Consider the following 25,490-nt stretch of genomic DNA (forward strand, 5'->3'; position numbering starts at 1 on the left):
TTACTCAGTGATTGTAGAAACAACGCCTGAACCAACAGTACGTCCGCCTTCACGAATAGAGAAACGAGTTCCTTCTTCGATAGCGATTGTAGAGATAAGCTCAACGTTCATTTCAGTGTTGTCTCCAGGCATAACCATTTCTACGCCTTCTGGAAGATGAATGATACCAGTTACGTCAGTTGTACGGAAGTAGAACTGAGGACGGTAGTTAGAGAAGAATGGAGTATGACGTCCACCCTCTTCTTTAGAAAGAACGTAAACTTCAGCTTTGAATTTGCTGTGTGGAGTGATTGTACCTGGTTTAGCAAGTACTTGACCACGTTGGATATCTTCACGAGCTACACCGCGAAGAAGGGCTCCAATGTTGTCTCCAGCTTCAGCGTAATCAAGAAGCTTACGGAACATTTCAACACCAGTAACAGTTGTTTTGCTGTTTTCTTCTTGAAGACCGATGATTTCAACTTCGTCACCGACTTTAACTTGTCCACGCTCAACACGTCCAGTAGCAACTGTACCACGACCAGTGATTGAGAATACGTCCTCAACTGGCATCATGAATGGTTTTTCAGTGTCACGTTCTGGAGTTGGGATGTACTCATCAACTGCATCCATAAGTTCGAAGATTTTCGCTTCGTACTCAGCATCTCCTTCAAGAGCTTTAAGAGCAGAACCTTTGATAACTGGTACATCATCACCAGGGAAGTCGTATTCGCTAAGAAGATCGCGAACTTCCATTTCAACTAGTTCAAGAAGCTCTTCGTCGTCTACCATGTCGCATTTGTTTAAGAATACAACGATGTATGGTACACCAACGTTTTTAGAAAGAAGGATGTGCTCACGAGTTTGTGGCATTGGGCCATCAGCAGCAGATACTACTAGGATAGCTCCGTCCATTTGCGCAGCACCAGTGATCATGTTTTTAACATAGTCAGCGTGTCCTGGGCAGTCAACGTGTGCATAGTGACGAGTTTCAGTTTCATACTCAACGTGTGCAGTAGAGATTGTGATACCGCGCTCACGTTCTTCTGGTGCACCATCAATTTGATCGTACGCCATAGCTGTACCTTTACCAGATTTCTTATGAAGTACTGTTGTGATAGCAGCAGTTAAAGTTGTTTTACCATGGTCAACGTGTCCAATTGTACCGATATTGGCATGTGATTTGGAACGGTCGAATTTTTCTTTAGCCATTCTAAAATCCTCCTTAAGAGCTTTTAATTAGTAATGTATAGAGTGATAGGAAGTGAAAGAAAGCTTTCACTTCCTCATCTTACAATAGTAGTTATACTTGAGTTAAGAGGCAAAATCAATTATTCGCCTTTATTTTTTTTGATAATTTCTTCAGCAATGCTCTTCGGCACTTCTTCGTAGTGATCCATGTGCATAGTGAACGTACCGCGACCTTGCGTGTTAGAACGAAGGGCAGTAGCGTAACCGAACATTTCAGCAAGAGGAACCATCGCACGAACAACTTGCGCGTTACCGCGAGCTTCCATACCTTCTACGCGTCCGCGACGAGAAGTAACATCACCCATGATGTCTCCCATGTATTCTTCAGGAATAACCACTTCTACTTTCATGATTGGTTCAAGAAGAACTGGGTTACATTTGCTGACTGCATTTTTCAATGCCATAGAAGCAGCAACTTTAAACGCCATTTCGTTTGAGTCAACATCATGGTAAGAGCCATCAAAAAGTTTTGCTTTAATGTCGATAAGCGGGAATCCAGCTAATACACCATTTTCAAGTGAATCTTCTAGACCTGCTTGAACAGCTGGGATGTATTCACGAGGAACAACCCCACCGACAATCGCATTTTCGAATTCAAAGCCAGCGCCTTCTTCGTTTGGTTCGAATTCAATCCAAACGTGACCGAACTGACCGCGTCCACCAGACTGACGTACGAATTTACCTTCAACTTTTGCACCGGAACGGAATGTTTCACGGTACGCAACTTGAGGAGCACCAACGTTAGCTTCTACTTTGAATTCACGCTTCATACGATCAACAATGATATCAAGGTGAAGCTCACCCATACCAGAGATGATTGTCTGACCAGTTTCCGGGTTTGTTTGAGTACGGAATGTTGGATCCTCTTCAGCAAGTTTTGCTAAAGCGATACCCATTTTATCTTGGTCAGCTTTTGATTTAGGCTCAATTGCAACGTCGATAACTGGTTCTGGGAATTCCATTGATTCAAGGATAACTAGATCCTTTTCATCACATAGAGTATCTCCAGTAGAAGTATCTTTTAGACCTACAGCAGCTGCGATATCGCCTGCATATACAGTAGCGATTTCTTCACGGCTGTTGGCGTGCATTTGAAGGATACGTCCAACACGCTCACGTTTGCCTTTAGTTGAGTTTTTCACGTATGAACCAGAATCAAGTGTTCCAGAGTACACGCGGAAGAACGTCAGCTTACCAACGTAAGGGTCAGTCATAACTTTAAATGCTAGTGCAGAGAATGGCTCGTCATCAGAAGAATGACGCTCAATCTCTTCATTTGTATCAGGACGTATACCTTTGATTGCAGCAACGTCTGTTGGTGCAGGAAGGTAGTCAAGAACAGCATCAAGTACTAGTTGAACACCTTTGTTTTTGAAGGCAGAACCAACAAGAACTGGGTAGAATTCAACATTTAAAGTACCTTTACGGATACCTGCTTTTAACTCGTCAATAGTGATCTCTTCACCCTCAAGGTATTTGTCCATAAGATCTTCATCAAGCTCACATACAGCTTCAATGAGGCTGTTGCGAAGCTCTTCAGCTTGCTCTTTGTACTCTTCAGGGATTTCTTTCGCATCAGAACGAGTTCCAAGATCATCTTCGTAGAAATACGCAACGTTTTCTACTAGGTCAATGATACCTTCGAAGTTGTCTTCAGCACCGATCGGCAATTGAATTGCATGAGCGTTAGCTTGAAGACGATCTCTTAAAGTTCCTACAGAGTAAAGGAAGTCTGCACCGATTTTGTCCATTTTGTTGACGAAAACGATACGCGGTACTCCGTAAGTTGTTGCTTGACGCCAAACAGTTTCTGTTTGAGGCTCAACGCCAGACTGTGCGTCAAGTACAGCAACAGCACCATCAAGTACACGAAGAGAACGTTCAACTTCAACTGTGAAGTCTACGTGTCCTGGAGTATCGATGATGTTTACGCGGTATCCTTTCCACTGTGCAGTTGTCGCAGCGGAAGTGATTGTGATACCACGTTCTTGTTCCTGCTCCATCCAGTCCATTTGTGAAGCTCCTTCATGAGTTTCACCAATTTTGTGGATACGACCAGTATAGAACAAGATACGTTCTGTAGTAGTCGTTTTACCGGCATCAATGTGAGCCATGATCCCGATATTACGAGTTTTGTCTAAGGAGAACTCTCTTGCCATTGGGTAATTTCTCCTTCCTTATTGGGAAATTGTGTTTTTTAGTATATAAATCCTACCAACGATAGTGAGCAAATGCTTTGTTTGCTTCAGCCATCTTATGAGTATCTTCACGTTTCTTAACAGCAGCACCAGTGTTGTTAGCTGCGTCAAGGATTTCGTTAGCTAAACGCTCTTCCATCGTTTTTTCTCCGCGAAGACGAGCATAGTTAACTAACCAGCGAAGTCCAAGAGTAGTACGACGTTCAGGACGAACTTCTACAGGAACTTGGTAGTTCGCACCACCTACACGGCGTGCTTTTACTTCAAGTACAGGCATGATGTTTTTCAATGCTTGTTCGAAAACCTCCATTGCATCATTGCCAGTACGTTCTTTAATGATATCGAATGACTTGTATAGGATTGTTTGAGACTTACCTTTTTTACCGTCGATCATCATTTTGTTGATTAGACGAGATACAAGCTTAGAGTTGTAAATCGGATCAGGTAAAACGTCTCTTTTTGCTACAGGACCTTTACGTGGCATCTGAATATCCTCCCTTCATCAATTATACGTTTATACGTTTATTATTTTGCTTTAGGACGTTTAGTACCGTATTTAGAACGGCCTTGCGCACGGTTTTCAACTCCAGCAGTGTCAAGCGCACCACGAACGATGTGGTAACGTACCCCTGGTAAGTCTTTTACACGTCCGCCGCGGATAAGTACAACACTGTGCTCTTGCAGGTTGTGACCGATACCAGGAATGTAAGCAGTAACCTCAATTCCGTTAGTTAAACGAACACGAGCATATTTACGAAGTGCTGAGTTCGGTTTTTTCGGTGTCATTGTACCAACACGAGTACATACCCCGCGTTTTTGTGGAGAAGATACATTAGTGTGCTCTTTTTTAAAGCTGTTGTATCCTTTGTTTAATGCAGGAGACTTTGAGTTTTCTACTTTACTCACGCGTCCTTTGCGAATTAGCTGATTAATTGTAGGCATGTTTTGTTCCTCCCTTCATTACGTTTTATAACCCACATACCCAGGTGGTTCATCAATAGGCAAAAAACAATGTCTTTACACGAGAATAAATCTCACGCAAAAACAAAAAGTACGTTATAACATAATGGCAACAGCTGCTGCTCCTACTTCAATTCCGCAGGCTTTGCCGAGCTTTTTCATGGATTCAACCATTGAGACAGTAATCCCATTATCTTTCGCAAGTGTTATCACACTTGACGTAAGAATAGGATCCGCGTCTTTTGCAACGACTACTTCCTTTACTGAACCTCGTTTTAGAGCTTTCACTGTTTGCTTCGTACCAATAATAATTGATTTGGCCTGTGATACTTTATCATAAGACATAAACATATCCTCCAAAGTAACAGGTTTATTTCGAGCACCTTGGTTATATTATCATTCTAGGAGACGAATGTCAACAAGGTATGACATTTTTTAGTTTCTATCTTCTCATAGAGTGATTTTTTTATTTAAATATGACTGCTGAAAGACTGTTTTGCAGTCTCTCAGCAGCATGATATCAGTTATTCAACCGGAACCATGTCCTCAGTCGGCTGAACATTTGAAACAGGTTTTACTTTTCGGTATTTCATCATTCCAGTACCAGCCGGAACAAGCTTACCGATGATAACATTCTCTTTCAAGCCGAGAAGTTCGTCACGCTTACCTTTGATCGCTGCGTCTGTAAGGACACGTGTTGTTTCCTGGAAGGAAGCAGCAGATAAGAATGAATCAGTTTCAAGAGAAGCTTTGGTAATACCGAGTAAGACAGGACGGCCTGTAGCAGGACGTTTGCCTTCCAGCAATACCTTTTTGTTCGCTTCAGTAAATTGGTGAATATCAAGTAATGAGCCAGGAAGCACATCAGTCTCACCGGCATCAATCACACGTACTTTGCGAAGCATTTGGCGAACCATTACTTCTACGTGTTTATCGCCGATTTCAACACCCTGCATACGGTAAACCTTTTGAACCTCATGAAGAAGATACTCTTGAACAGTAGTCAGGTCAGTCACTTTAAGAAGTTCTTTCGGATCGATTGAACCTTCTGTCAGCACTTGGCCTCGAGTAATTTTATCTCCTTCCGCTACTTTTAAGCGGGAGTTATATGGTGCCGTATAAGAGCGTGTTTCAACTGCGCCTTGAACCACAATTTCCTGCTGTTTGTCGCGAACTTCATTGATTTCAACAACTGTACCGTCGATTTCGGTAATTGTTGCCTGACCTTTTGGATTACGCGCTTCGAAAAGCTCTTGGATACGCGGAAGACCCTGTGTGATATCGTCTCCTGCAACCCCGCCTGTATGGAATGTACGCATTGTTAACTGTGTACCAGGCTCACCGATTGATTGGGCAGCGATGATTCCAACTGCTTCTCCGACTTCTACATCGGTACCAGTCGCAAGGTTTCGGCCATAGCATCGTTTACATACACCATGAGGCGTATTACATGTGAAGGCAGAACGGATCCACACTTCTTCAATGCCGGCTTCAACGATTTCAATCGCTTTATCTTCATCGATCAGTTCGTTTTCGTTTACAAGCACTTCACCTGTTTCAGGGTGTTTCACTTGTTTTCTTGCAAAACGGCCGATTAAGCGTTCTTCTAAGCGCTCAATGATTTCAGTGCCTTCTCTAAGCGGTTGAGCAAGGATGCCTCGGTCAGTTCCGCAATCAGTTTCACGGATGATAACATCCTGTGCAACGTCAACAAGACGGCGTGTAAGGTAACCTGAGTCAGCAGTTTTAAGGGCGGTATCGGCAAGACCTTTACGCGCACCGTGAGTGGAGATAAAGTACTCCAATACTGTCAGACCTTCACGGAAACTAGATTTGATCGGTAACTCAATGATACGTCCAGCCGGGTTGGCCATCAGACCGCGCATTCCGGCAAGCTGAGTAAAGTTAGACGCGTTACCACGGGCACCAGAGTCACTCATCATGTAGATCGGGTTGAGCTCATCAAGTGATTTCATCAGTTTGCCTTGGATAACGTCTTTTGCAGAACTCCAGATAGAGATAACTCTCTCATAGCGTTCTTCTTCAGTGATCAGACCGCGGCGGAACTGCTTCATAACGTTATCAACTTTGCCTTGTGCTTCTTCAAGAATTTCTTGTTTATCATCAAGAACGACGATATCAGAAACCCCAACTGTAATACCAGCTTTTGTTGAATATCTGAAACCTAGGTTTTTCATGCGGTCAAGCATTTTAGACGTTTCCGTAATGTGGAATCGTTTAAAGATTTCCGCGATGATTTTACCCAGAATACCTTTTTTAAATGGTGCATTGATTGGCTGCTGTGCGATGGCAGCTTTTACATCGGCACCTTTTTCTAAGAAGAAACGGTCAGGTGTTTTCTCTTCAATGTTGCTCTTCGTTGGTTCATTCATGTAAGGGAATGATTCTGGAAGAATTTCATTGAAGACCAGTTTACCGACAGTTGTAATTAACAATTTTGAGCGCTGCTCTTCGGTAAATGTCACGTTCTTAAGGGAGTTCGCTGCAACAGCCACTCTCGTATGAAGGTGAACATATCCGTTTTGATAAGCAAGAAGCGCTTCATCCGTATTCTTGAAGACCATACCTTCACCGACAGCACCAGCACGCTCCAGAGTCAGGTAATAGTTACCCAGTACCATATCCTGAGACGGTGTAACAACCGGTTTACCATCTTTAGGGTTCAAGATGTTTTGAGCAGCAAGCATCAAGATGCGTGCTTCAGCTTGTGCTTCTGCAGATAATGGTACGTGAACCGCCATTTGGTCACCGTCAAAGTCAGCGTTATAAGCTGTACATACGAGCGGGTGAAGACGGATTGCGCGTCCTTCAACAAGTGTTGGTTCAAACGCTTGGATACCTAATCTGTGAAGCGTAGGGGCACGGTTCAGAAGGACCGGATGCTCCTTGATAACTGATTCTAGTACATCCCATACTTCAGGCTGTACGCGCTCAATTTTACGTTTCGCACTCTTAATGTTGTGAGCAAGACCCTTTTCAACAAGCTCTTTCATAACGAAAGGTTTGAAAAGTTCGAGCGCCATTTCCTTCGGTAATCCGCATTGGTACATTTTCAAATGAGGACCAACGACGATTACAGAACGTCCGGAGTAATCGACACGTTTACCAAGAAGGTTTTGACGGAAACGGCCTTGCTTCCCTTTCAGCATGTGAGAAAGAGATTTTAATGGTCTGTTACCAGGACCTGTTACAGGGCGTCCGCGACGGCCGTTGTCAATTAAAGCATCGACAGCCTCTTGAAGCATACGCTTTTCGTTTTGAACGATAATGCTAGGCGCACCAAGGTCTAAAAGGCGTTTCAAACGATTGTTACGGTTGATGACACGACGATAAAGGTCGTTCAAATCAGAAGTCGCAAAACGTCCGCCATCAAGCTGAACCATCGGTCTGAGCTCAGGAGGAATAACAGGAAGCACATCAAGGATCATCCAAGAAGGCTTGTTTCCTGAGTTACGGAAGGCTTCCAAAACTTCAAGGCGTTTGATCGCACGAGTACGACGCTGTCCTTGAGATGTTTTCAGCTCTTCTTTTAACATATCAACTTCTTTTACAAGATCGATATCTTGAAGAAGTTTATGAATCGCTTCCGCACCCATAGATGCTTGGAACTTATTACCGTACTTATCAAGATACGCACGGTATTCCTTTTCTGATAGAAGCTGTTTCTTTTCAAGCGGTGTGTTTGCCGGATCAGTTACAACGTAAGAAGCAAAGTAAATAACTTCTTCCAGTGCACGAGGCGACATATCTAACACTAGACCCATACGGCTTGGGATACCTTTGAAATACCAAATGTGGGAAACTGGGGCAGCCAGTTCAATGTGCCCCATTCTCTCACGACGGACTTTAGCCCGTGTTACTTCAACTCCGCAGCGGTCACAAACTACGCCTTTATAACGAACTCGCTTGTACTTCCCGCAATGACATTCCCAGTCCTTAGTCGGTCCGAAAATGCGTTCGCAGAATAGACCGTCCTTTTCAGGTTTTAACGTACGATAGTTTATCGTTTCAGGCTTTTTCACTTCACCAAAAGACCATGAACGGATTTTATCCGGTGAAGCAAGACCGATGTTCATATACTCAAAATTGTTCACATCTAGCAAGGGGCCTACCTCCCTTTTTATCTTCGGATTAACCGATGTCACTTGCCTTTATAACTAGAGATTATTCTTTTGTTACTACATCGCGTTCAACGTCTGCAGATGCTGTTTCTTCCGGCTCTTCATCACCTGATAACGCCAGGCCGTCAGCTTGTTTTGCATCTTCTTCGTCTTCTAAATCTCTCATTTCTATTTCTTCTTCATCGCTAGAAAGGATTTTCACATCCATACCTAAACTTTGAAGTTCTTTAATTAATACTTTGAATGATTCCGGAACACCAGGTTCAGGAACGTTGTCGCCTTTAACGATGGCTTCGTATGTTTTCACACGTCCAACCACGTCATCAGACTTAACAGTCAGAATCTCTTGAAGAGTGTAAGCTGCACCGTAAGCTTCAAGTGCCCAAACCTCCATCTCACCAAAACGCTGTCCGCCAAATTGAGCTTTACCGCCAAGAGGCTGCTGCGTAACAAGTGAGTAAGGACCTGTAGAGCGTGCATGAAGTTTATCGTCAACCATGTGAGCCAGTTTAATCATGTACATGATGCCGACAGATACACGGTTATCAAACGGCTCTCCGGTACGTCCGTCGTAAAGAACGGTTTTAGCGTCACGAGACATTCCGGCTTCTTCAAGTGTTTCCCAAACATCCTCTTCACGCGCTCCGTCAAATACCGGTGACGCAATGTGGATGCCAAGGTAACGAGCGGCCATACCCATATGAAGCTCTAATACCTGCCCGATATTCATACGTGATGGTACGCCCAGCGGGTTAAGCATGATATCAATTGGTGTGCCGTCAGGAAGATAAGGCATATCCTCTTCAGGAAGAATCTTAGAGATAACACCTTTGTTACCGTGACGACCGGCCATTTTATCCCCTTCAGAAATTTTACGTTTCTGAACGATATATACGCGTACTAACTGGTTTACACCTGGAGGAAGTTCGTCTCCGTCCTCACGGTTGAAGACTTTAACATCGTGAATAATTCCGCCGCCGCCGTGAGGCACACGAAGAGAAGTATCACGAACCTCGCGGGCTTTTTCACCAAAGATAGCGTGAAGAAGGCGTTCTTCTGCAGTAAGTTCTGTTACACCCTTAGGCGTTACTTTACCAACAAGAAGATCTCCGTCTTTTACTTCTGCCCCGATACGGATAATTCCGCGGTCATCAAGATTGCGAAGCGCATCTTCACCGACGTTCGGAATATCGCGAGTGATTTCTTCAGGCCCGAGTTTAGTATCACGTGCTTCTGATTCATATTCTTCAATGTGAATAGATGTATAAACATCATCTTTCACAAGACGTTCACTCATGATGATGGCATCCTCATAGTTGTAGCCATCCCATGTCATGAAGCCGACCATTACGTTACGGCCAAGCGCAAGTTCACCAAGCTCCATAGAAGGACCGTCAGCAAGGATTTCTCCTTTTACCACTTCATCGCCGACACTTACGATCGGACGCTGGTTGTAGCAAGTACCTTGGTTAGAGCGGACAAATTTCAGCAAGCTGTATTTATCCAGGTTTCCTTTTACTTTTTGACCGTCTACTTCTTCATAGCGGCGAACCCAAACGTTTTTCGCTTCTACACGTTCAACGATACCAGGGTGTTTACAAATCACAGCGGCACCAGAGTCTTTACCTGATACGTATTCCATACCAGTTCCTACAAATGGCGCTTCCGGCTGCATCAAAGGCACAGCCTGACGCTGCATGTTCGCTCCCATTAGGGCACGGTTCGAGTCATCGTTTTCCAAGAACGGGATACATGCTGTCGCAGCAGATACTACCTGCTTAGGCGATACATCCATGTAATCAACACGGTTTCTAGGAACAACGGTGTTCTCTCCGCGGAAACGGGCTACAATGCTGTCATCCACAAACGCACCTTCGTCATCGAGTCGTGCATTTGCCTGAGCGACAACGTAGTTATCTTCTTCATCAGCAGTTAAATAATCGATTCTTGGCGTCACTTTTCCTGTTTCAGGATCAACGCGGCGATATGGCGTTTCAATAAAGCCAAAACGGTTTACTTTTGCATATGATGATAGCGAGTTGATCAAACCGATGTTCGGTCCCTCTGGCGTTTCAATCGGACACATACGGCCATAGTGGGAGTAGTGAACGTCACGCACTTCCATTCCGGCACGCTCACGTGTCAATCCGCCCGGTCCAAGAGCCGACAGACGGCGCTTATGTGTTAATTCAGCAAGCGGGTTCGTCTGGTCCATGAATTGAGAAAGCTGAGAGCTTCCAAAGAACTCTTTAATGGATGCAATAACAGGACGAATATTGATCAGCTGCTGAGGTGTAATTGTATTCGTATCTTGAATTGACATTCTCTCACGAACCACACGCTCCATACGGCTTAAACCGATACGGAATTGGTTCTGGAGAAGTTCACCTACAGAACGTAAACGGCGGTTTCCAAGATGGTCAATATCATCTGTGTCGCCTACTCCGTGCAGCAAGTTGAAGAAGTAGCTGATAGAAGAAATGATATCAGCAGGTGTAATGTTTTTAATCTCTTCTTCAACGTAAGCATTGCCGATGACATTAATAACCTGTTCTCCTTCTTGATCAGTAGGAGCAAAGATTTTAATGGATTGAAGCGTTACTTCGTCCTCAACAACACCGCCGTTCGGATACAGCTTTCTGAAACCGATTCCGTTTTCTAAGTATGGCAGTACTTTATCAAGTGTTCTTCTATCAAGAATCTGACCTTTTTCAGCCAGGATTTCTCCTGTTTCAGGATCAACAAGCGTTTCAGCAAGTCTCTGATTAAAGAGGCGATTTTTAATATGAAGCTTTTTATTAATTTTATAGCGTCCTACATTGGCAAGATCGTATCGTTTCGGATCAAAGAAACGAGAATCAAGCAAGCTTTTCGCATTTTCCACTGTAGGCGGCTCTCCAGGACGGAGGCGCTCGTAGATTTCGAGCAGCGCTTTATCGCTGTTTTCTGTGTTATCTTTATCAAGCGTATTTCGCAGGTATTCGTTTTCTCCTACAAGATCAAGAATCTCTTGATCGGAGCCGAAGCCGAGAGCACGCAAAAGAACCGTAACCGGCAACTTACGTGTGCGATCAATGCGTACATAAACAACATCTTTCGCATCAGTTTCGTATTCTAACCATGCGCCACGGTTTGGAATGACAGTTGCGGTAAAACCTTTTTTACCGTTTTTGTCTACTTTACCACTGAAATATACACTTGGAGACCGAACAAGCTGGGAAACAATAACGCGTTCCGCACCGTTAATGATAAAAGTACCTGTATCTGTCATAATAGGGAAATCCCCCATGAAGACATCTTGGTCTTTTACCTCTCCAGTTTCTTTGTTAATTAAACGAACCTTCACTCTTAGCGGAGCTGAGTAAGTCACATCACGTTCTTTTGATTCCTCTACAGGATATTTAGGCTCCCCTAAACTGTAATCAATGAACTCAAGAGAGAGGTTACCAGTGAAATCCTCAATTGGCGATATGTCTTGAAACATCTCTCTAAGACCCTCATCAAGAAACCACTGATAAGAAGAGGTTTGAATTTCAATGAGATTTGGTAATTCTAACACTTCGCTAATGCGAGCATAGCTTCTGCGCTGGCGGTGTCGTCCATACTGAACTAGTTGACCTGTCAACTGATTCACCCCTCAAATCATGCGTATTATATGTGTAATAAGCATTTCTTCCAAAGAAAGAAAGAAAACACTTTTACAAGACAAAAGAAAAAAGGGTTTCTAATTAAGAAAACCACATCCAAAAACAAATACCGATTTTATTAGCATTTCCATACTTGTATAAATTATACATAGATATTGACATTTCATCATATCAATCTAAATATATACATTGGCATTTTATAATATTAACATAGCCAAAATACCGAGTCAAACTTTTTTTGCTTTTATGATATAATAGCCTTTCTTTTTTTGAACGACAGAAACTTCTTCGAACAGTTCCTCAAGCTTTTCAATGGCAGAAGGCGCACCTTGTTTTTTCTGTATGACGATCCACAATTCACCTGAAGCTTTTAAGTGTTCAGCGCTTTTCTCAAAGATAGCATGGACAACTTTTTTTCCGGCTCGGATTGGGGGATTTGTAAGAATAGAAGCAAATGTTTGAGCAGAGTCAACGTTTGAAAACAAATCGCTTTGGTAAATCTCAGCGTTTGTTATTCCGTTTTGTTCTGCATTTTCATTTGATAACTCTACGGCTCTTTCATTAACATCAATCATGTGGATGGTCCGGTCTTTAAAGTCACTGGCCAGCGATAATCCAATCGGGCCATAGCCGCAGCCTACATCTAGAAAGCTGCCCTCAACTTCAGGCTCTTCAAAAGATTCGACCAGCAGGCGCGAGCCAAAATCGACTTCCTTTTTAGAAAAAACACCGCTGTCGCTGGTAAACGTAAACTCCTTGTTTCGAAGCCTAAAAGACCATGTTTGTTTGTTGCTTTTTACTGAAGGTTTTTCTGAATAATAGTGCTCACTCATTATTAGAACCTCCTTTTTTTCATAACTTAAAGAATGGCAAAGAAAAAGCCCGCCTCATAAAAGCGAGCTTCCCCTACAGGCAAGTGAAGATTACTTAACTTCTACAGAAGCGCCAACTTCTTCAAGTTTAGCTTTAAGCTCTTCAGCTTCTTCTTTAGCAATACCTTCTTTAAGTGGTTTTGGAGTGTTGTCAACAAGTTCTTTAGCTTCTTTCAAGCCAAGACCAGTGATTTCACGTACAACTTTGATAACTTTGATTTTTTGAGAACCTGCACCAGCAAGGATAAGGTCGAATTCGCTTTGCTCTTCAGCAGCTCCGCCTGCAGCAGCTCCGCCAGCTACAGCTACAGGAGCAGCAGCAGTTACGCCAAATTCTTCTTCGATTGCTTTTACTAGGTCGTTCAATTCAAGTACAGTTGCTTCTTTAACGGAAGCAATGATTTCTTCGATATTTAAAGCCATTTGTAATTCCTCCATTTGTTTTGATTTTTAAAAACTGATTAGATTAAGCGCCTTGTTCTTCCTTTTGATCTGCCACAGCTTTTGCAGCAAGAGCAAGGTTGCGAACTGGAGCTTGAAGTACGCTAAGCAACATAGAAAGCAAGCCTTCGCGTGATGGAAGTTCAGCAAGAGCTTTCACTTCTTCAACAGTAGAAACTTTACCTTCGATAACGCCAGCTTTGATTTCAAGAGCTTCATGCTGTTTAGCAAACTCGTTAAGAACTTTAGCTGGAGCGACAACATCCTCAGTACTGAATGCAATTGCATTCGGTCCAGTTAAGACATCATTCAAACCATCAAGTTCAGCTTGTTCAACCGCACGGCGAGTCATTGTGTTTTTGTAAACTTTGAACTCAACGTTAGCTTCACGAAGCTGTTTACGAAGTTCTGTTACTTCAGAAACGTTAAGTCCGCGGTAATCAACGATGATCGTTGATTTGCTTTCTTTTAATTTAGAAGCAATTTCTTCAACAACAACTTTTTTTGTTTCAATTGCGCTGCTCATGGTTACACCTCCTGTAGATTCTTGTGTAACACTTATACCGTCAGGTGATCACGACTGAGAAACGGATTCCATATAAAAAGCCTCCATGAGACATGGAGGCTGTATATACAAGCATACGTAACGTAATAGCTGTGATAATATACACCTCGGTAGGATATTAAGCCGTTAAGCCCCTACTGTCTACGGTATAAATGATATATTATATTTTACAACATTTTGAATCATATCAGAATGTTGAATTCATGTCAATATTATTTTACGTTGAAAGTTGAAGCGTCTACTTTGACACCAGGTCCCATAGTAGAAGTGACAGCAACGTTTTTCACGTAAACACCTTTTGCTGCAGCAGGTTTTGCTTTCAGGATTGTATCATACATTGTTGTGAAGTTCTCAACAAGTTTTTCATCCTCGAAAGAAACTTTACCGATAGGAACATGGATGTTTCCAGCTTTATCAACGCGGTATTCAACTTTACCAGCTTTGATTTCGCCGATTGCTTTTTCAACTTCGAAAGTAACTGTACCAGTTTTAGGGTTAGGCATTAAACCTTTTGGTCCAAGCACACGACCGATTTTACCAACTTCACCCATCATGTCAGGTGTAGCTACGATTACATCGAAATCGAACCAGCCTTGTTGAATTTTGTTGATGTAGTCAGTATCTCCAACGTAATCTGCACCAGCAGCTTCAGCTTCTTTCGCTTTTTCGCCTTTTGCGAAAACGAGAACGCGCTGAGTTTTACCAGTTCCGTTTGGAAGCACAACTGCTCCGCGGATTTGCTGGTCGTTTTTACGAGGGTCAACCCCTAGACGGAATGCAACTTCAACTGTAGCGTCGAATTTAGCTGTGTTTGTTTTTTTAACGAGAGCTACTGCTTCAGAAACATCGTAAGCTTTCGCACGATCTACAAGCTTAGCAGCTTCTGCGTACTTTTTACCTTTTTTAGCCATTTTAAAATTTCCTCCTTATGTGGTTATAGCGGAATAACCTCCCACGAATAAGGGTTGCGAACTTGTGAAAACTCGCAACCCGACAAGAAACAAATTAATCCTCGATTACAATACCCATACTGCGTGCAGTACCTTCAACCATGCGCATTGCCGCTTCAACGTCTGCTGCGTTTAAGTCAGGCATTTTCGTTTCAGCGATTTCGCGTACTTTATCGCGCTTAACGGTTGCCACTTTATTACGGTTTGGTTCACCAGAACCAGACTCAATTCCAGCTGCTTTTTTAAGCAATACTGCAGCAGGCGGAGTTTTTGTAATAAATGTAAATGAACGGTCTTCGTAAACCGAAATTTCAACAGGAATGATTAAACCAGCTTGGTCAGCTGTACGAGCGTTAAACTCCTTACAGAATCCCATGATATTAACACCGGCTTGACCTAGTGCAGGTCCAACTGGCGGCGCTGGGTTAGCTTTTCCAGCAGGAATTTGCAATTTTACAACTTTTACTACTTTTTTAGCCACGAGACACACCTCCTTAAGTCCGTGATGTGGTAATAGGGTAAACCCTCCCACTCAAGGTTTCATTCTTTATATGAATGACGAAATATCAAGCTAGCTGCCTTGGATAAGTCCAAGACGTACCTTTGCTATATTATCATTTATATATAGCAATTTCAAGTTTTTTCACATTACAATTTGTCGATCTGGGTAAATTCCAGCTCAACCGGCGTTTCACGGCCGAACATATTAACGAAAACTTTAACCTTGCTTTTATCGTAGTCAATCTCTTCAATTGATCCCGTAAAGTTGGCAAAAGGTCCGTCTATCACTTTCACTGTCTCTTTTAATTCAAAGTCAATGTCAGTTTTGCGTTCGTCCATACCCATTCTCTTCAGAATGGTTTCTGCTTCGCCAGGAAGAAGCGCCGTCGGTTTTGAACCAGAGCCGGCAGAACCTACGAATCCAGTAACACCTGGTGTATTGCGGACAACATACCAAGAATCATCCGTCATTACGATTTCAACAAGGACGTAACCAGGGAATACTTTCTTTTTAACGACTTTTTTCTTGCCGTTTTTGATATCCGTCTCTTCTTCTTCAGGTACGACTACACGAAAAATCTTATCCTGCATCCCCATTGATTCAACACGTTTTTCCAAGTTGGCTTTTACTTTGTTCTCATAACCAGAGTACGTGTGAACAACATACCAATTCTTTTCCATTCTCTTCAGGACTGTCCAGTCCTTCCCTCCCCGCATTTGGTTTTAGTGTACTACCATAACGCTTCATGCAAAAAATAGGCGGTAAGCCTATGATAACTTTCATTTTTAACCCACAATAAAAAACCCGCTGAACGGGTTTTGGCAAGTGATATTATGATCTATTATAGCACGTATTGCTGATCATTATTCAACTATTAAACGAATTAATTGAGAAATTCCTGTGTCAAGGAGGGCAAAAAAGATAATAAAAAAGATAACTGTTGAAATAACCGTGATGGTATAGCGAGTTAACTCTTTTCCTTTAGGCCAGCTTACCTTTTTCATTTCTTTCCCAACATCTTTAAAGAATCTCATAATACGCATGTAAAAGACCTCCACAATTTAAAAGCGCAAACACTATTTTGTTTCAAGATGAGATGTATGTGAATTGCAAGTACTGCAGTATTTCTTTACTTCTAATCGCTCAGCCGCTGATGCAGAGCTCTTCATTGTCGTATAGTTACGGTTTCCGCATGTTTTGCATGCTAACGTAATCTTTTTTCTCATGTCATTACACCTTTTTCTAAATAGACATTAGTTCTTATCTTAAGTAACATATCATAGTAAGAAAAATACTGTCAATATACCATAAATCCCTATTACAAACTGATCTCGCGAATTTCCAGGTACTTCTCCAGCTTGCGTTTGACTCGCTGAAGGGCGTTATCGATCGATTTGACATGGCGGTTCAGCTCATCTGAAATCTCTTGGTAGCTTCTTCCGTCTAGATATAATACAAGTACTTTTCTCTCTAAATCACTTAAAAGTTCTCCCATTTTCATTTCAATATCATCAAATTCTTCCTGATTGATAATCATTTCTTCTGGGTTTAACGTTTTCGCTCCCGAAATGACATCAAGCAGCGTTCGATCTGATTCTTCATCAAAAATCGGTTTATCTAATGAGACGTAGGAATTCAAAGGAATGTGTTTCTGGCGAGTAGCTGTCTTTATTGCGGTAATAATTTGGCGGGTAATACATAATTCTGCGAAAGCTTTGAAAGAGGTAAGCTTGTCCTCTTTGAAGTCACGAATAGACTTATAGAGGCCTATCATTCCTTCCTGAACAATATCTTCTCTGTCCGCACCTATTAAAAAATAGGATCTTGCTTTTGCACGAACAAAGTTTCGGTACTTCGTAATCAAGTAATCTAACGCATCACTGTCCCCAACATGAACCTTTTCAATGACCTGCTCGTCCTCCAACTGGCAAAACTGCTCTTTGTTGAATTTTCCCTTGTTGTTCTGTAGATTCACTCCGATCCCCCCGGCGCACGTAGATAGAAATATTATACATTACTGGACAAAAAAGCGTCAACTTAATCTAAGTCGCCCCGCCGCCATTTTTCAAACGTTTTCAAAACCTCTTCCGATAAAGCAATTTTACCCGCTGGCTTTTCAGAAGTGATCTTTCTTACCCGCCTTTCGATTCGCCTTTCTATCGCTTCTACCTCTCTCAAGAGCTCCCGGGCCGATTTTCGCAATGCCCCCTGTCCGAAAATCGCCCACTGCTCAGTGTAGTCAGAGGTCGCAACATGAATTTGGGTCGCAATGTTATTCAGATCCTGTGCCAGCTTTTCTATCCGCTCATCCGCAGTCTCATTTTCTTTTGTGAAAATCACTTCAACTCTGTGGTTAGTCTGTTTTTTCTCAATTCCCTTCACAAGATGCGCGTCAAATACGACAATAACCCTGTTTCCTGTATACGATTGATATTCCGCCATTTTCTGAATCAGTACGTCTCTCGCCTCTTCAAAACTGTTCGCTTTTAAATCCTTCAGCTGCGGCCAGGCTCCAATCATGTTGTATCCGTCTACTAACAGGATATCCATTGATCATTATTCTCCCAGAGGGTTTCGCTTCCGATAGACTTCATACATCAAAAGCCCCGCCGCTACAGATGCATTGAGTGAAGTAACTTTACCTGCCATCGGGAGTTTAATAAGAAAATCACATTTTTCTTTAATCAGGCGTCCCATTCCTTTTCCTTCACTTCCGATGACGAGAGCCAAAGGCATGCTGCCGTCCATTGTGCGGTAATCCTCCCGCGCGGATGCATCCGTTCCGACAACCCAGATTCCCCGCTCTTTCATTTCCTCTAGCGTTCGCGCCAAATTGGTGACCTTCGCCACTGGAATATGCTCAATTGCGCCTGTTGAAGCTTTTGCCACTGTAGTTGTCAGACCGACAGCTCTGCGTTTTGGAATTACAATGCCATGGGCGCCGACTGCATCAGCTGTTCTCATAATTGAACCGAGATTATGAGGGTCCTCAAGCTCGTCCAGAATGAGAAAGAAAGGCTGTTCATTTCTTTCCTCTGCCGCTTTATATAAGTCGTCCAGTTCCGCGTACTCATACGCTGCGACCTGCGCCACTACACCTTGGTGCTGCCCCGTCACCATTTGGTCGAGTTTTTTTCTAGGGACGTATTGAATGGTGATGCCCTGCTTTTTCGCGAGCTCAATCACCTGCTGTGCTTGTCCCTTTACGGTGTTTTCCGCCATCCACAGCTTATACAGCTTGCGATCTGACTTTAACGTCTCGATCACTGCATTTTTTCCTATGACGTAATCATGTTGCTGACTCATTTGTTTTCCTCCCTGACCGTTCCGAATTGTATAGCTTCAGCAACAAGCTGATTCAGTCTTTCTTCTTTTTTCTCAAGAAAAAGATAGCCCAGCAGTGCTTCAAATGCTGTACTGTAGCGGTACGTCTGCACATCTGTATTTTTAGGTATCGTTCCCGACTTGGCATTTCTGCCTCTTTTCAGCACCGCTTCCTCTTCTTCCGTGAAAAATGATTGATTCCGCAGAAAGAAAAGGATCTCAGCCTGTGACTTTGCCGATACGATCCGGCTTGATTTCTTGTGAAGATCATTTGGTTTGGTAAATCCCTGCTTAAGCAGGTGATGCCTCACATAAACTTCAAAAATGGCATCACCTATATAAGCAAGCGCAAGGCCGTTAAGCTGCTTTGAATCTTTTATCGTTTCAAAATCAAGCATCCGTTATTCTCCTCGTTTCCAGCGAGTGCCTTGAGCCGTATCTTCAAGAATGATATTCATGCTTTTCAGCTGGTCGCGGATCTGATCAGACAGAGCAAAATCACGATTGCGGCGCGCTTCATTTCTTTTTTCAATCAAATCTTCAATCTCTTGATCCAGAAGCTCCTGCTCACCCAGTGAGAAACCGAGGACAGAAACCATTCGGTCAAACATGTCAATAAACGCTGTAATAACGTGATCTGCCGTATGATCTTCCTGAAGATAATAGTTCGCATTCTTCGCCAAATCGAATAAAACAGAAATGGCATTCGCTGTATTAAAATCATCATCCATTGCTTCTTCAAATGCTGTTCGATGTTCTTCAATCTTTGCAAGCCATTTATCATCATCTTCTGTTAAATTCGTGCTGCTGTTTAAACGGTGCTGAAGGTTGCTGTACGCTGTTTTCAACCGGTTAAACGCGCTCTTTGTGTTCTCCAGAAGCTCTTCTGAATAGTTAATTGGGTGACGATAGTGAACAGACAGCATAAAGAATCTGAGCAGCTGCGGATCATGCTGTTTAATAATGTCATGCACAAGCACAAAGTTGCCGAGTGATTTTGACATTTTTTCATTATCGATATTGATATAGCCGTTATGAAGCCAGTATTTCGCAAATGTTTTGCCAGTCAGCGCTTCTGATTGAGCAATTTCATTTTCATGGTGAGGGAATGTTAAATCCTGGCCGCCTGCATGGATATCAATTTGATCACCTAAGTACTTTTTCACCATCGCAGAGCATTCGATGTGCCAGCCCGGACGTCCTTTCCCCCAAGGGCTATCCCAAGAGATTTCTCCTTCTTTAGCCGCTTTCCACAGAGCGAAATCAAGAGCATCTTCTTTTTTCTCGCCAACTCGGATGCGCGCGCCAGATCTCAATTCATCAATCGATTGCTGCGAGAGCTTTCCGTATCCCTCAAATGCTCTTGTTTTGAAATAAACGTCACCTTCAGATTCATAAGCATAGCCCTTTTTTACCAGCTGATCTATGAAATCAATAATCGCGTCCATGTTTTCCATGACGCGCGGATGAAGGTCCGCTTTTCTGCAGCCAAGAGCGCCCACATCTTCAAAGTATGCCTTAATAAAACGCTCAGAAATGGTCGGAACATCTTCACCAAGTTCATTTGCCGCTTTAATTAATTTATCATCTACATCTGTGAAGTTAGAGACATATTGGACATCGTAGCCTTTATACTCCAAATAGTTTCGAACCGTGTCATAAACGATGGCCGGACGGGCATTTCCAATATGAATATAATTGTAAACCGTCGGTCCGCACACGTACATTTTCACTTTTCCCTCTTCAAGAGGAACAAACGTTTCCTTCTGTCTAGTCAATGTATTATAAAGAGTGATTGTCATTTTTGATTAATCCTTTCTTTTCTGTCTTCAAGTTCCGTCTTCAGCTCTAAAATCTGCTGTTCCAAAGACTTAAACCGGTCAGCAACCGGATCGGGTAAATCCTGATGGTTTAAATCCCGTTTGATTTTCTTGCCGTTTTGCACAACAACCCTTCCCGGGATGCCGACAACTGTAGAGTAGTCCGGAACATCGTGCAGCACAACTGAACCAGCCCCTATTTTAGAGCCTTCACCGACAGTTATTGAACCGAGCACTTTAGCACCTGTCGCTATCAATGCGTCATCTTTAATTGTCGGATGCCTTTTGCCCCTTTCTTTCCCCGTTCCTCCGAGGGTAACCCCCTGAAAAACGGTTACGTTATTGCCGATTTCACATGTCTCCCCAATGACAACCCCCATCCCATGGTCTATGAAAAATCTTCTTCCGATCGTAGCCCCTGGATGGATTTCAATTCCTGTAAAAAATCGGCTCACCTGAGATATAAGGCGTGCAAGGAAATAAAATTTTCGTTTATATAAAGCATGTGCAATCCGATGCGCCCATATAGCATGTAAACCGGAATAAGTTAAAATCACTTCAAAATAACTTCGTGCTGCAGGATCTTGATCGAACACCGTATCAATGTCTTCTTTGAGCATTTTAAAAAACACATGCTTCCCCCCATTCTACCCGCTATCATCTATCTATTTCCTCTAGGCCCAATAAAAAAAGCGCCTCTGCATGTAAACATGACAGAGACGCTTTGACCGCGCGGTTCCACTCTGTTTGAAAAGCAGACTCCTGCTCTCCCAACTTCAGCCTGTAACGGCGGCGGCCGCCTTTGAATACTGATTTCAAAAAACGTTCTTCAAAGGTCTTAAGGGCGCACTTCTAAAACCCGACTCCTGGATCTCTCTCAGCCAATGAAGATCCTTTCTGTATTGGTCTAAAGCTTTATACTCTTCCCTGTCAACAATCATCTATTTAGATATTTTTCAATCGCTGAATTGCAGATTCTTTTCCGATCAGTTCAATTGATTGCGGAAGCTCAGGACCGTGAGTTTGGCCTGTTACAGCAACACGGATCGGCATAAACAGTTTTTTCCCTTTATGACCTGTTTCTTTCTGCACTGCTTTGATAGAAGCTTTGATCTGGTCCGGAGTGAACTCCTCCAGCTCTTCAAGCTTCGCAACGAATGTGCTGAGCACTTCAGGCACCTGTTCTTCTTCTAAAACAGCTTTTGCTTCTTGATTATACTCGATCTCATCCGTAAAGAACAAATCAGTCAGCTCAACAATTTCCGCACCGTAGCTCAATTGCTCATGATATAGAGAAATCAGTTTACGAACCCATTCTTGTTCTTCAGGAGATAGTTCATTGCCAACTTTGCCGGCTTTTTGAAGATGCGGAAGCGTAAGCTCAACAACCTGATCAAGATCCAATTTTTTCACATATTGGTTGTTGACCCATTTCAGCTTATGCATATCAAACAAAGCTGGTGATTTAGATAAACGATTCACATCAAAAATGTCAATAAACTCTTCTTTTGTGAAAAGCTCTTCTTCTCCCACCGGCGACCAGCCCAGCAGGCCGATAAAGTTGAACAGCGCCTCCGGCAAGTAGCCAAGCTCCTTATATTGCTCAATGAATTGAATAATGGATTCATCACGTTTGCTGAGCTTTTTACGGCTTTCATTTACAATCAGCGTCATGTGGCCGAACTGAGGAATATCCCAGCCGAACGCTTGAAAGATCATGATCTGTTTTGGTGTATTCGAAATATGGTCCTCACCGCGCAGCACGTGCGTCATTTTCATTAGATAGTCATCCACAGCTACTGCAAAGTTATAAGTCGGCGTTCCGTCTTTTTTCACAATAACAAAGTCGCCGATGCCATCAGATTCGAAAGAAATTTCACCTTTTACAATATCATTAAACGCAATGATTTTTCCTTCAGGGACACGGAAACGAATACTCGGTTTTCTGCCCTCTGCAAGGAATTTTTCCTGTTCTTCCTGAGTCAGATCTCTGTGCTTTCCGGAATAACGCGGCATCTCTCCGCGGGCAATCTGCTCTTCACGTTCTTTTTCAAGTTCTTCTTCCGTACAGAAACATTTATAAGCAAGCCCTTTTTCAAGCAGCTCTTCATAGTAAACCTTATAGATATCGTTACGCTCTGATTGACGGTATGGGCCGTACTCTCCGCCGACATCCACACTCTCATCCCAGTCGATGCCAAGCCATTTTAAATAGTTGAGCTGGCTTTGTTCTCCGCCCTCAATGTTGCGTTTTTTATCAGTGTCCTCAACACGGATAATAAACTTGCCGCCTTGGTTGCGGGCAAATAAATAATTAAAAAGCGCCGTTCTGGCATTTCCAATATGCAAATGTCCTGTTGGACTCGGTGCATAACGGACGCGTACTTCGTTTCCCATTTCATATACTTCCTTTCATCTCATGTATGGCCTCAGGCTAAATGTATGCATCTATTCTACCACCAAATAGACCGGGCATCAAAACAAGTTAGCCTTTTTGTATCAGCACTGTGGCTTGAGCGGCTATTCCTTCCGCCCTTCCTGTAAATCCAAGCTTTTCGGTTGTGGTCGCTTTAACATTCACTTGGGAAACCTCTGCCTCAAGCCCTTCGGCGATTCTTTTTCTCATGCCTTCTATGTACGGCGCCATCTTCGGCTTCTGTGCAATGATCGTACAGTCAATATTTCCAAGTACATACCCTTTCTGTTTCACAATCCCCCAGACATGCTGAAGTAATTTAAACGAATCAGCATCCTTGAACTCCGGATCTGTATCAGGGAAATGCTTGCCGATGTCGCCCTCCCCGACAGCTCCGAGGCATGCGTCAGCAACAGTGTGCAATAATACATCCGCGTCAGAATGTCCGAGCAATCCTTTTTCATACGGGATTTCTACTCCGCCGATAATGAGAGGCCGGCCCTCTACTAATTGGTGCACATCAAAACCTTGTCCGATTCTAAACATGATTATTCCCACTTTCTGCTTCCATGATAGCTTCAGCTGACGTTAAATCATCAGGAGTCGTCAGCTTAATATTTGTATAGTTACCTTCTACAACACGAACCGAACGGCCCTCAAGCTGTTCGACGAGACTGGCGTCATCCGTTCCTAAAAACCCTCTGCGCTCTGCCTCAGCGTGAGCCTCCATCAATAAAGAAAGACGAAAAGCTTGTGGCGTTTGGACAGCCCACAAGCTTGAACGTTCAATCGTCTCACTGACTTCTAAATCTTGAACGCGTTTAATCGTATCTTTTACCGGAACAGCCAGGATGGCCGCTCCGATCTGCTCCGCTTCAGCAATCAGTTCGTCAATCTGGTCATGCTTTATAAAAGGGCGAGCGCCGTCGTGAACGAGGACAATCTTTTCTTGTTTAACGGCTTTGAGCCCTTTATAAACACTGTGCTGGCGTTCATCTCCGCCTGCTACAAGCTCGATAGCGGTTTGAAACGGATATTGATTCAGCAATTGCTGAAAGTCGTCCCGTTCGCGCTCGTTAATCACCAAAATGATTCTGCCGCACGGACGATGGCTGTCAAACACCCGTAAAGTGTGAATGATAACCGGGTCTCCTTTCAGCTCGATAAACAGTTTATTTCTCCCTGCTTTCATCCGTTTCCCCTGTCCGGCCGCAAGAATTACCACATCATAATTCATTGTTCTTTCTCCCTTTACAGCGCCTTCTCCAACAGCTTAGGCTTGGCAAAAATCATTCGTCCCGCTGCTGTCTGCAGCACGCTTGTGACGAGAACATCAATGTGTTTGCCGATATAATTCCGTCCTTCTTCAACGACAATCATAGTGCCGTCATCCAAGTAAGCGACTCCCTGATTATGCTCTTTGCCGTCTTTAATGACCTGAACATTCATTTCCTCACCCGGAAGCACAACAGGCTTGACCGCGTTGGCAAGGTCATTAATGTTTAACACTGCTACCTTCTGAAGCTCGCACACTTTATTTAAATTAAAATCATTCGTCACAACGACTCCGGATGTCAGTTTAGCGAGTTTGACCAGCTTGCTGTCAACCTCCTGAATATCTTCAAAGTCACCTTCATAAATTTCAACTTTAATATCTAATTCTTTTTGAATGCGGTTCAGGATATCAAGACCGCGGCGCCCTCTGTTGCGTTTTAACACATCTGAGGAGTCAGCGATATGCTGCAATTCCTCAAGGACAAACTGCGGAATCACGATAATTCCCTCTAAAAAACCAGTCTGGCAAATATCCGCAATTCTCCCATCAATAATAACACTTGTGTCCAGGATTTTCAGCTTTTTGTCTTGGACCTCGTTCTCTTCATCGGCAGTTCCTTTTTTCTTTTGCATTCTGGCGGAAATGGAGAATAGGCTGATCAATTCATCCTTTTTCTTAAAGCCCACCTGAAAGCCAAGATAACCGAGAAAGAAAGCTAAAAACACAGGGATGATTGTGCTGAGTATGCGGTAAGGTATATTGTCTAAAGGAATAACGTTTACGATAAGATAAGCAATTATAAGTCCAAATACTAAGCCAAGACTTCCAAATAACAAATCTGGAACCGGCGCTTTTAATAATGAATCCTCTATCCACTTCACCCAGTTCACAACGTAATCTGTACCCCATATACTGATGAGAAAAAAGATAATTGCACCTATTGCCGCAGACGTATATGCGTTTGTTATTAAAGGTATGTCCTGTAAACTTAACAGTACAAACAATTCAGGTATTAAAAATATACCAACAACGCCGCCGAAGATAATGAAGAACGCCTGAACTATTCGTTTTAACATACCCCCACCTCCTTTAAAGAAAATTGTTGTATTTCACAAGATTTTAAGCAACCTACGAATATCAGAATAAA

Annotated in this window: 24 protein-coding genes, 1 pseudogene and 2 other annotated features; all 25 genes and pseudogenes read right to left on the bottom strand. The window is 43.0% G+C overall.

What is annotated here, in order from left to right; genetic code table 11:
• The 25 genes and pseudogenes from tuf to AU387_RS20195 all read right to left on the bottom strand — a co-directional run bounded on the left by tuf (position 1) and on the right by AU387_RS20195 (position 25,419).
• Positions 1 to 1,191, bottom strand: a complete 1,191-nt coding sequence (tuf, locus tag AU387_RS20080) for an elongation factor Tu (RefSeq protein WP_010332768.1) — start codon at positions 1,189 to 1,191, stop codon at positions 1 to 3.
• A 119-nt stretch (positions 1,192 to 1,310) separates the two neighbouring features.
• The gene (gene fusA / locus AU387_RS20085; protein ID WP_044153418.1) at positions 1,311 to 3,389 is read right to left on the bottom strand and encodes an elongation factor G; all 2,079 of its coding nucleotides are present in this window, start codon (positions 3,387 to 3,389) and stop codon (positions 1,311 to 1,313) included.
• Positions 3,390 to 3,441: 52 nt separating this feature from the next.
• Positions 3,442 to 3,912 carry a 30S ribosomal protein S7 gene (gene rpsG, locus AU387_RS20090; RefSeq protein WP_003225784.1) on the bottom strand — a complete coding sequence of 157 codons (471 nt, stop codon included), beginning with the start codon at positions 3,910 to 3,912 and terminating at the stop codon, positions 3,442 to 3,444.
• A gap of 41 nt (positions 3,913 to 3,953) precedes the next feature.
• Positions 3,954 to 4,370: a 30S ribosomal protein S12 gene (gene rpsL, locus AU387_RS20095; protein WP_003156445.1), complete on the bottom strand. Its 417-nt coding sequence runs from the start codon at positions 4,368 to 4,370 to the stop codon at positions 3,954 to 3,956.
• Positions 4,371 to 4,484: 114 nt separating this feature from the next.
• The gene (locus AU387_RS20100) at positions 4,485 to 4,733 is read right to left on the bottom strand and encodes a 50S ribosomal protein L7ae-like protein (RefSeq protein ID WP_044153419.1); all 249 of its coding nucleotides are present in this window, start codon (positions 4,731 to 4,733) and stop codon (positions 4,485 to 4,487) included.
• A gap of 179 nt (positions 4,734 to 4,912) precedes the next feature.
• Positions 4,913 to 8,512, bottom strand: coding sequence for a DNA-directed RNA polymerase subunit beta' (gene rpoC / locus AU387_RS20105; RefSeq protein WP_044153421.1), 3,600 nt, complete (start codon positions 8,510 to 8,512; stop codon positions 4,913 to 4,915).
• Between the two features lie 61 nt (positions 8,513 to 8,573).
• The gene (gene rpoB, locus AU387_RS20110; RefSeq protein ID WP_044153423.1) at positions 8,574 to 12,155 is read right to left on the bottom strand and encodes a DNA-directed RNA polymerase subunit beta; all 3,582 of its coding nucleotides are present in this window, start codon (positions 12,153 to 12,155) and stop codon (positions 8,574 to 8,576) included.
• Between the two features lie 249 nt (positions 12,156 to 12,404).
• The gene (locus AU387_RS20115) at positions 12,405 to 13,010 is read right to left on the bottom strand and encodes a class I SAM-dependent methyltransferase (protein WP_044153424.1); all 606 of its coding nucleotides are present in this window, start codon (positions 13,008 to 13,010) and stop codon (positions 12,405 to 12,407) included.
• A 90-nt stretch (positions 13,011 to 13,100) separates the two neighbouring features.
• A complete protein-coding gene (rplL, locus tag AU387_RS20120) occupies positions 13,101 to 13,472 on the bottom strand; it encodes a 50S ribosomal protein L7/L12 (protein WP_003156436.1) in 372 nt (123 codons plus the stop codon).
• Between the two features lie 43 nt (positions 13,473 to 13,515).
• The gene (gene rplJ / locus AU387_RS20125) at positions 13,516 to 14,016 is read right to left on the bottom strand and encodes a 50S ribosomal protein L10 (RefSeq protein ID WP_044153425.1); all 501 of its coding nucleotides are present in this window, start codon (positions 14,014 to 14,016) and stop codon (positions 13,516 to 13,518) included.
• A gap of 64 nt (positions 14,017 to 14,080) precedes the next feature.
• Positions 14,081 to 14,220, bottom strand: a sequence feature (ribosomal protein L10 leader region).
• A gap of 47 nt (positions 14,221 to 14,267) precedes the next feature.
• Entirely contained in the window at positions 14,268 to 14,966 is a 699-nt protein-coding gene (gene rplA / locus AU387_RS20130; RefSeq protein ID WP_003225765.1) for a 50S ribosomal protein L1, read from the bottom strand.
• A 94-nt stretch (positions 14,967 to 15,060) separates the two neighbouring features.
• On the bottom strand, positions 15,061 to 15,486 hold the full coding sequence (gene rplK, locus AU387_RS20135; protein WP_003156430.1) for a 50S ribosomal protein L11: 426 nt from the start codon (positions 15,484 to 15,486) through the stop codon (positions 15,061 to 15,063).
• Positions 15,487 to 15,653: 167 nt separating this feature from the next.
• The gene (gene nusG / locus AU387_RS20140; protein WP_010332761.1) at positions 15,654 to 16,187 is read right to left on the bottom strand and encodes a transcription termination/antitermination protein NusG; all 534 of its coding nucleotides are present in this window, start codon (positions 16,185 to 16,187) and stop codon (positions 15,654 to 15,656) included.
• A 183-nt stretch (positions 16,188 to 16,370) separates the two neighbouring features.
• Positions 16,371 to 16,550, bottom strand: coding sequence for a preprotein translocase subunit SecE (gene secE / locus AU387_RS20145; RefSeq protein WP_010327716.1), 180 nt, complete (start codon positions 16,548 to 16,550; stop codon positions 16,371 to 16,373).
• Between the two features lie 33 nt (positions 16,551 to 16,583).
• Complete coding sequence (gene rpmG, locus AU387_RS20900) at positions 16,584 to 16,733, bottom strand: 50S ribosomal protein L33 (RefSeq protein ID WP_044153430.1); 150 nt, start codon at positions 16,731 to 16,733, stop codon at positions 16,584 to 16,586.
• Between the two features lie 92 nt (positions 16,734 to 16,825).
• The gene (sigH, locus tag AU387_RS20150) at positions 16,826 to 17,482 is read right to left on the bottom strand and encodes an RNA polymerase sporulation sigma factor SigH (RefSeq protein WP_003225758.1); all 657 of its coding nucleotides are present in this window, start codon (positions 17,480 to 17,482) and stop codon (positions 16,826 to 16,828) included.
• A gap of 62 nt (positions 17,483 to 17,544) precedes the next feature.
• Positions 17,545 to 18,057 (bottom strand): ribosome-dependent mRNA decay endonuclease Rae1/YacP, encoded by a 513-nt coding sequence (rae1, locus tag AU387_RS20155; RefSeq protein ID WP_044153431.1) that lies wholly within the window; start codon positions 18,055 to 18,057, stop codon positions 17,545 to 17,547.
• Positions 18,058 to 18,063: 6 nt separating this feature from the next.
• Positions 18,064 to 18,813: a 23S rRNA (guanosine(2251)-2'-O)-methyltransferase RlmB gene (rlmB, locus tag AU387_RS20160; RefSeq protein ID WP_059336713.1), complete on the bottom strand. Its 750-nt coding sequence runs from the start codon at positions 18,811 to 18,813 to the stop codon at positions 18,064 to 18,066.
• Positions 18,797 to 19,229: pseudogene (locus tag AU387_RS20165) on the bottom strand (mini-ribonuclease 3). Before AU387_RS20165 ends, rlmB begins: the two are co-directional and overlap by 17 nt.
• A 3-nt stretch (positions 19,230 to 19,232) precedes the next feature.
• The gene (cysS, locus tag AU387_RS20170) at positions 19,233 to 20,633 is read right to left on the bottom strand and encodes a cysteine--tRNA ligase (protein WP_059336715.1); all 1,401 of its coding nucleotides are present in this window, start codon (positions 20,631 to 20,633) and stop codon (positions 19,233 to 19,235) included.
• Positions 20,630 to 21,283, bottom strand: coding sequence for a serine O-acetyltransferase (cysE, locus tag AU387_RS20175; RefSeq protein ID WP_059336716.1), 654 nt, complete (start codon positions 21,281 to 21,283; stop codon positions 20,630 to 20,632). Before cysE ends, cysS begins: the two co-directional genes overlap by 4 nt.
• A gap of 80 nt (positions 21,284 to 21,363) precedes the next feature.
• Positions 21,364 to 21,594 (bottom strand) — a binding site (T-box leader).
• A 2-nt stretch (positions 21,595 to 21,596) separates the two neighbouring features.
• Positions 21,597 to 23,048 carry a glutamate--tRNA ligase gene (gene gltX / locus AU387_RS20180; protein ID WP_059336718.1) on the bottom strand — a complete coding sequence of 484 codons (1,452 nt, stop codon included), beginning with the start codon at positions 23,046 to 23,048 and terminating at the stop codon, positions 21,597 to 21,599.
• An 88-nt stretch (positions 23,049 to 23,136) separates the two neighbouring features.
• The gene (gene ispF / locus AU387_RS20185; RefSeq protein ID WP_059291690.1) at positions 23,137 to 23,613 is read right to left on the bottom strand and encodes a 2-C-methyl-D-erythritol 2,4-cyclodiphosphate synthase; all 477 of its coding nucleotides are present in this window, start codon (positions 23,611 to 23,613) and stop codon (positions 23,137 to 23,139) included.
• Positions 23,606 to 24,304, bottom strand: a complete 699-nt coding sequence (ispD, locus tag AU387_RS20190) for a 2-C-methyl-D-erythritol 4-phosphate cytidylyltransferase (RefSeq protein ID WP_059336719.1) — start codon at positions 24,302 to 24,304, stop codon at positions 23,606 to 23,608. The genes ispF and ispD overlap by 8 nt, the downstream gene beginning before the upstream one ends.
• 14 nt (positions 24,305 to 24,318) lie before the next feature.
• The gene (locus AU387_RS20195; protein WP_044153446.1) at positions 24,319 to 25,419 is read right to left on the bottom strand and encodes a PIN/TRAM domain-containing protein; all 1,101 of its coding nucleotides are present in this window, start codon (positions 25,417 to 25,419) and stop codon (positions 24,319 to 24,321) included.
• Positions 25,420 to 25,490: the final 71 nt, after the last annotated feature.

This window comes from Bacillus halotolerans (genome assembly GCF_001517105.1).
GTDB lineage: Bacteria > Bacillota > Bacilli > Bacillales > Bacillaceae > Bacillus > Bacillus halotolerans.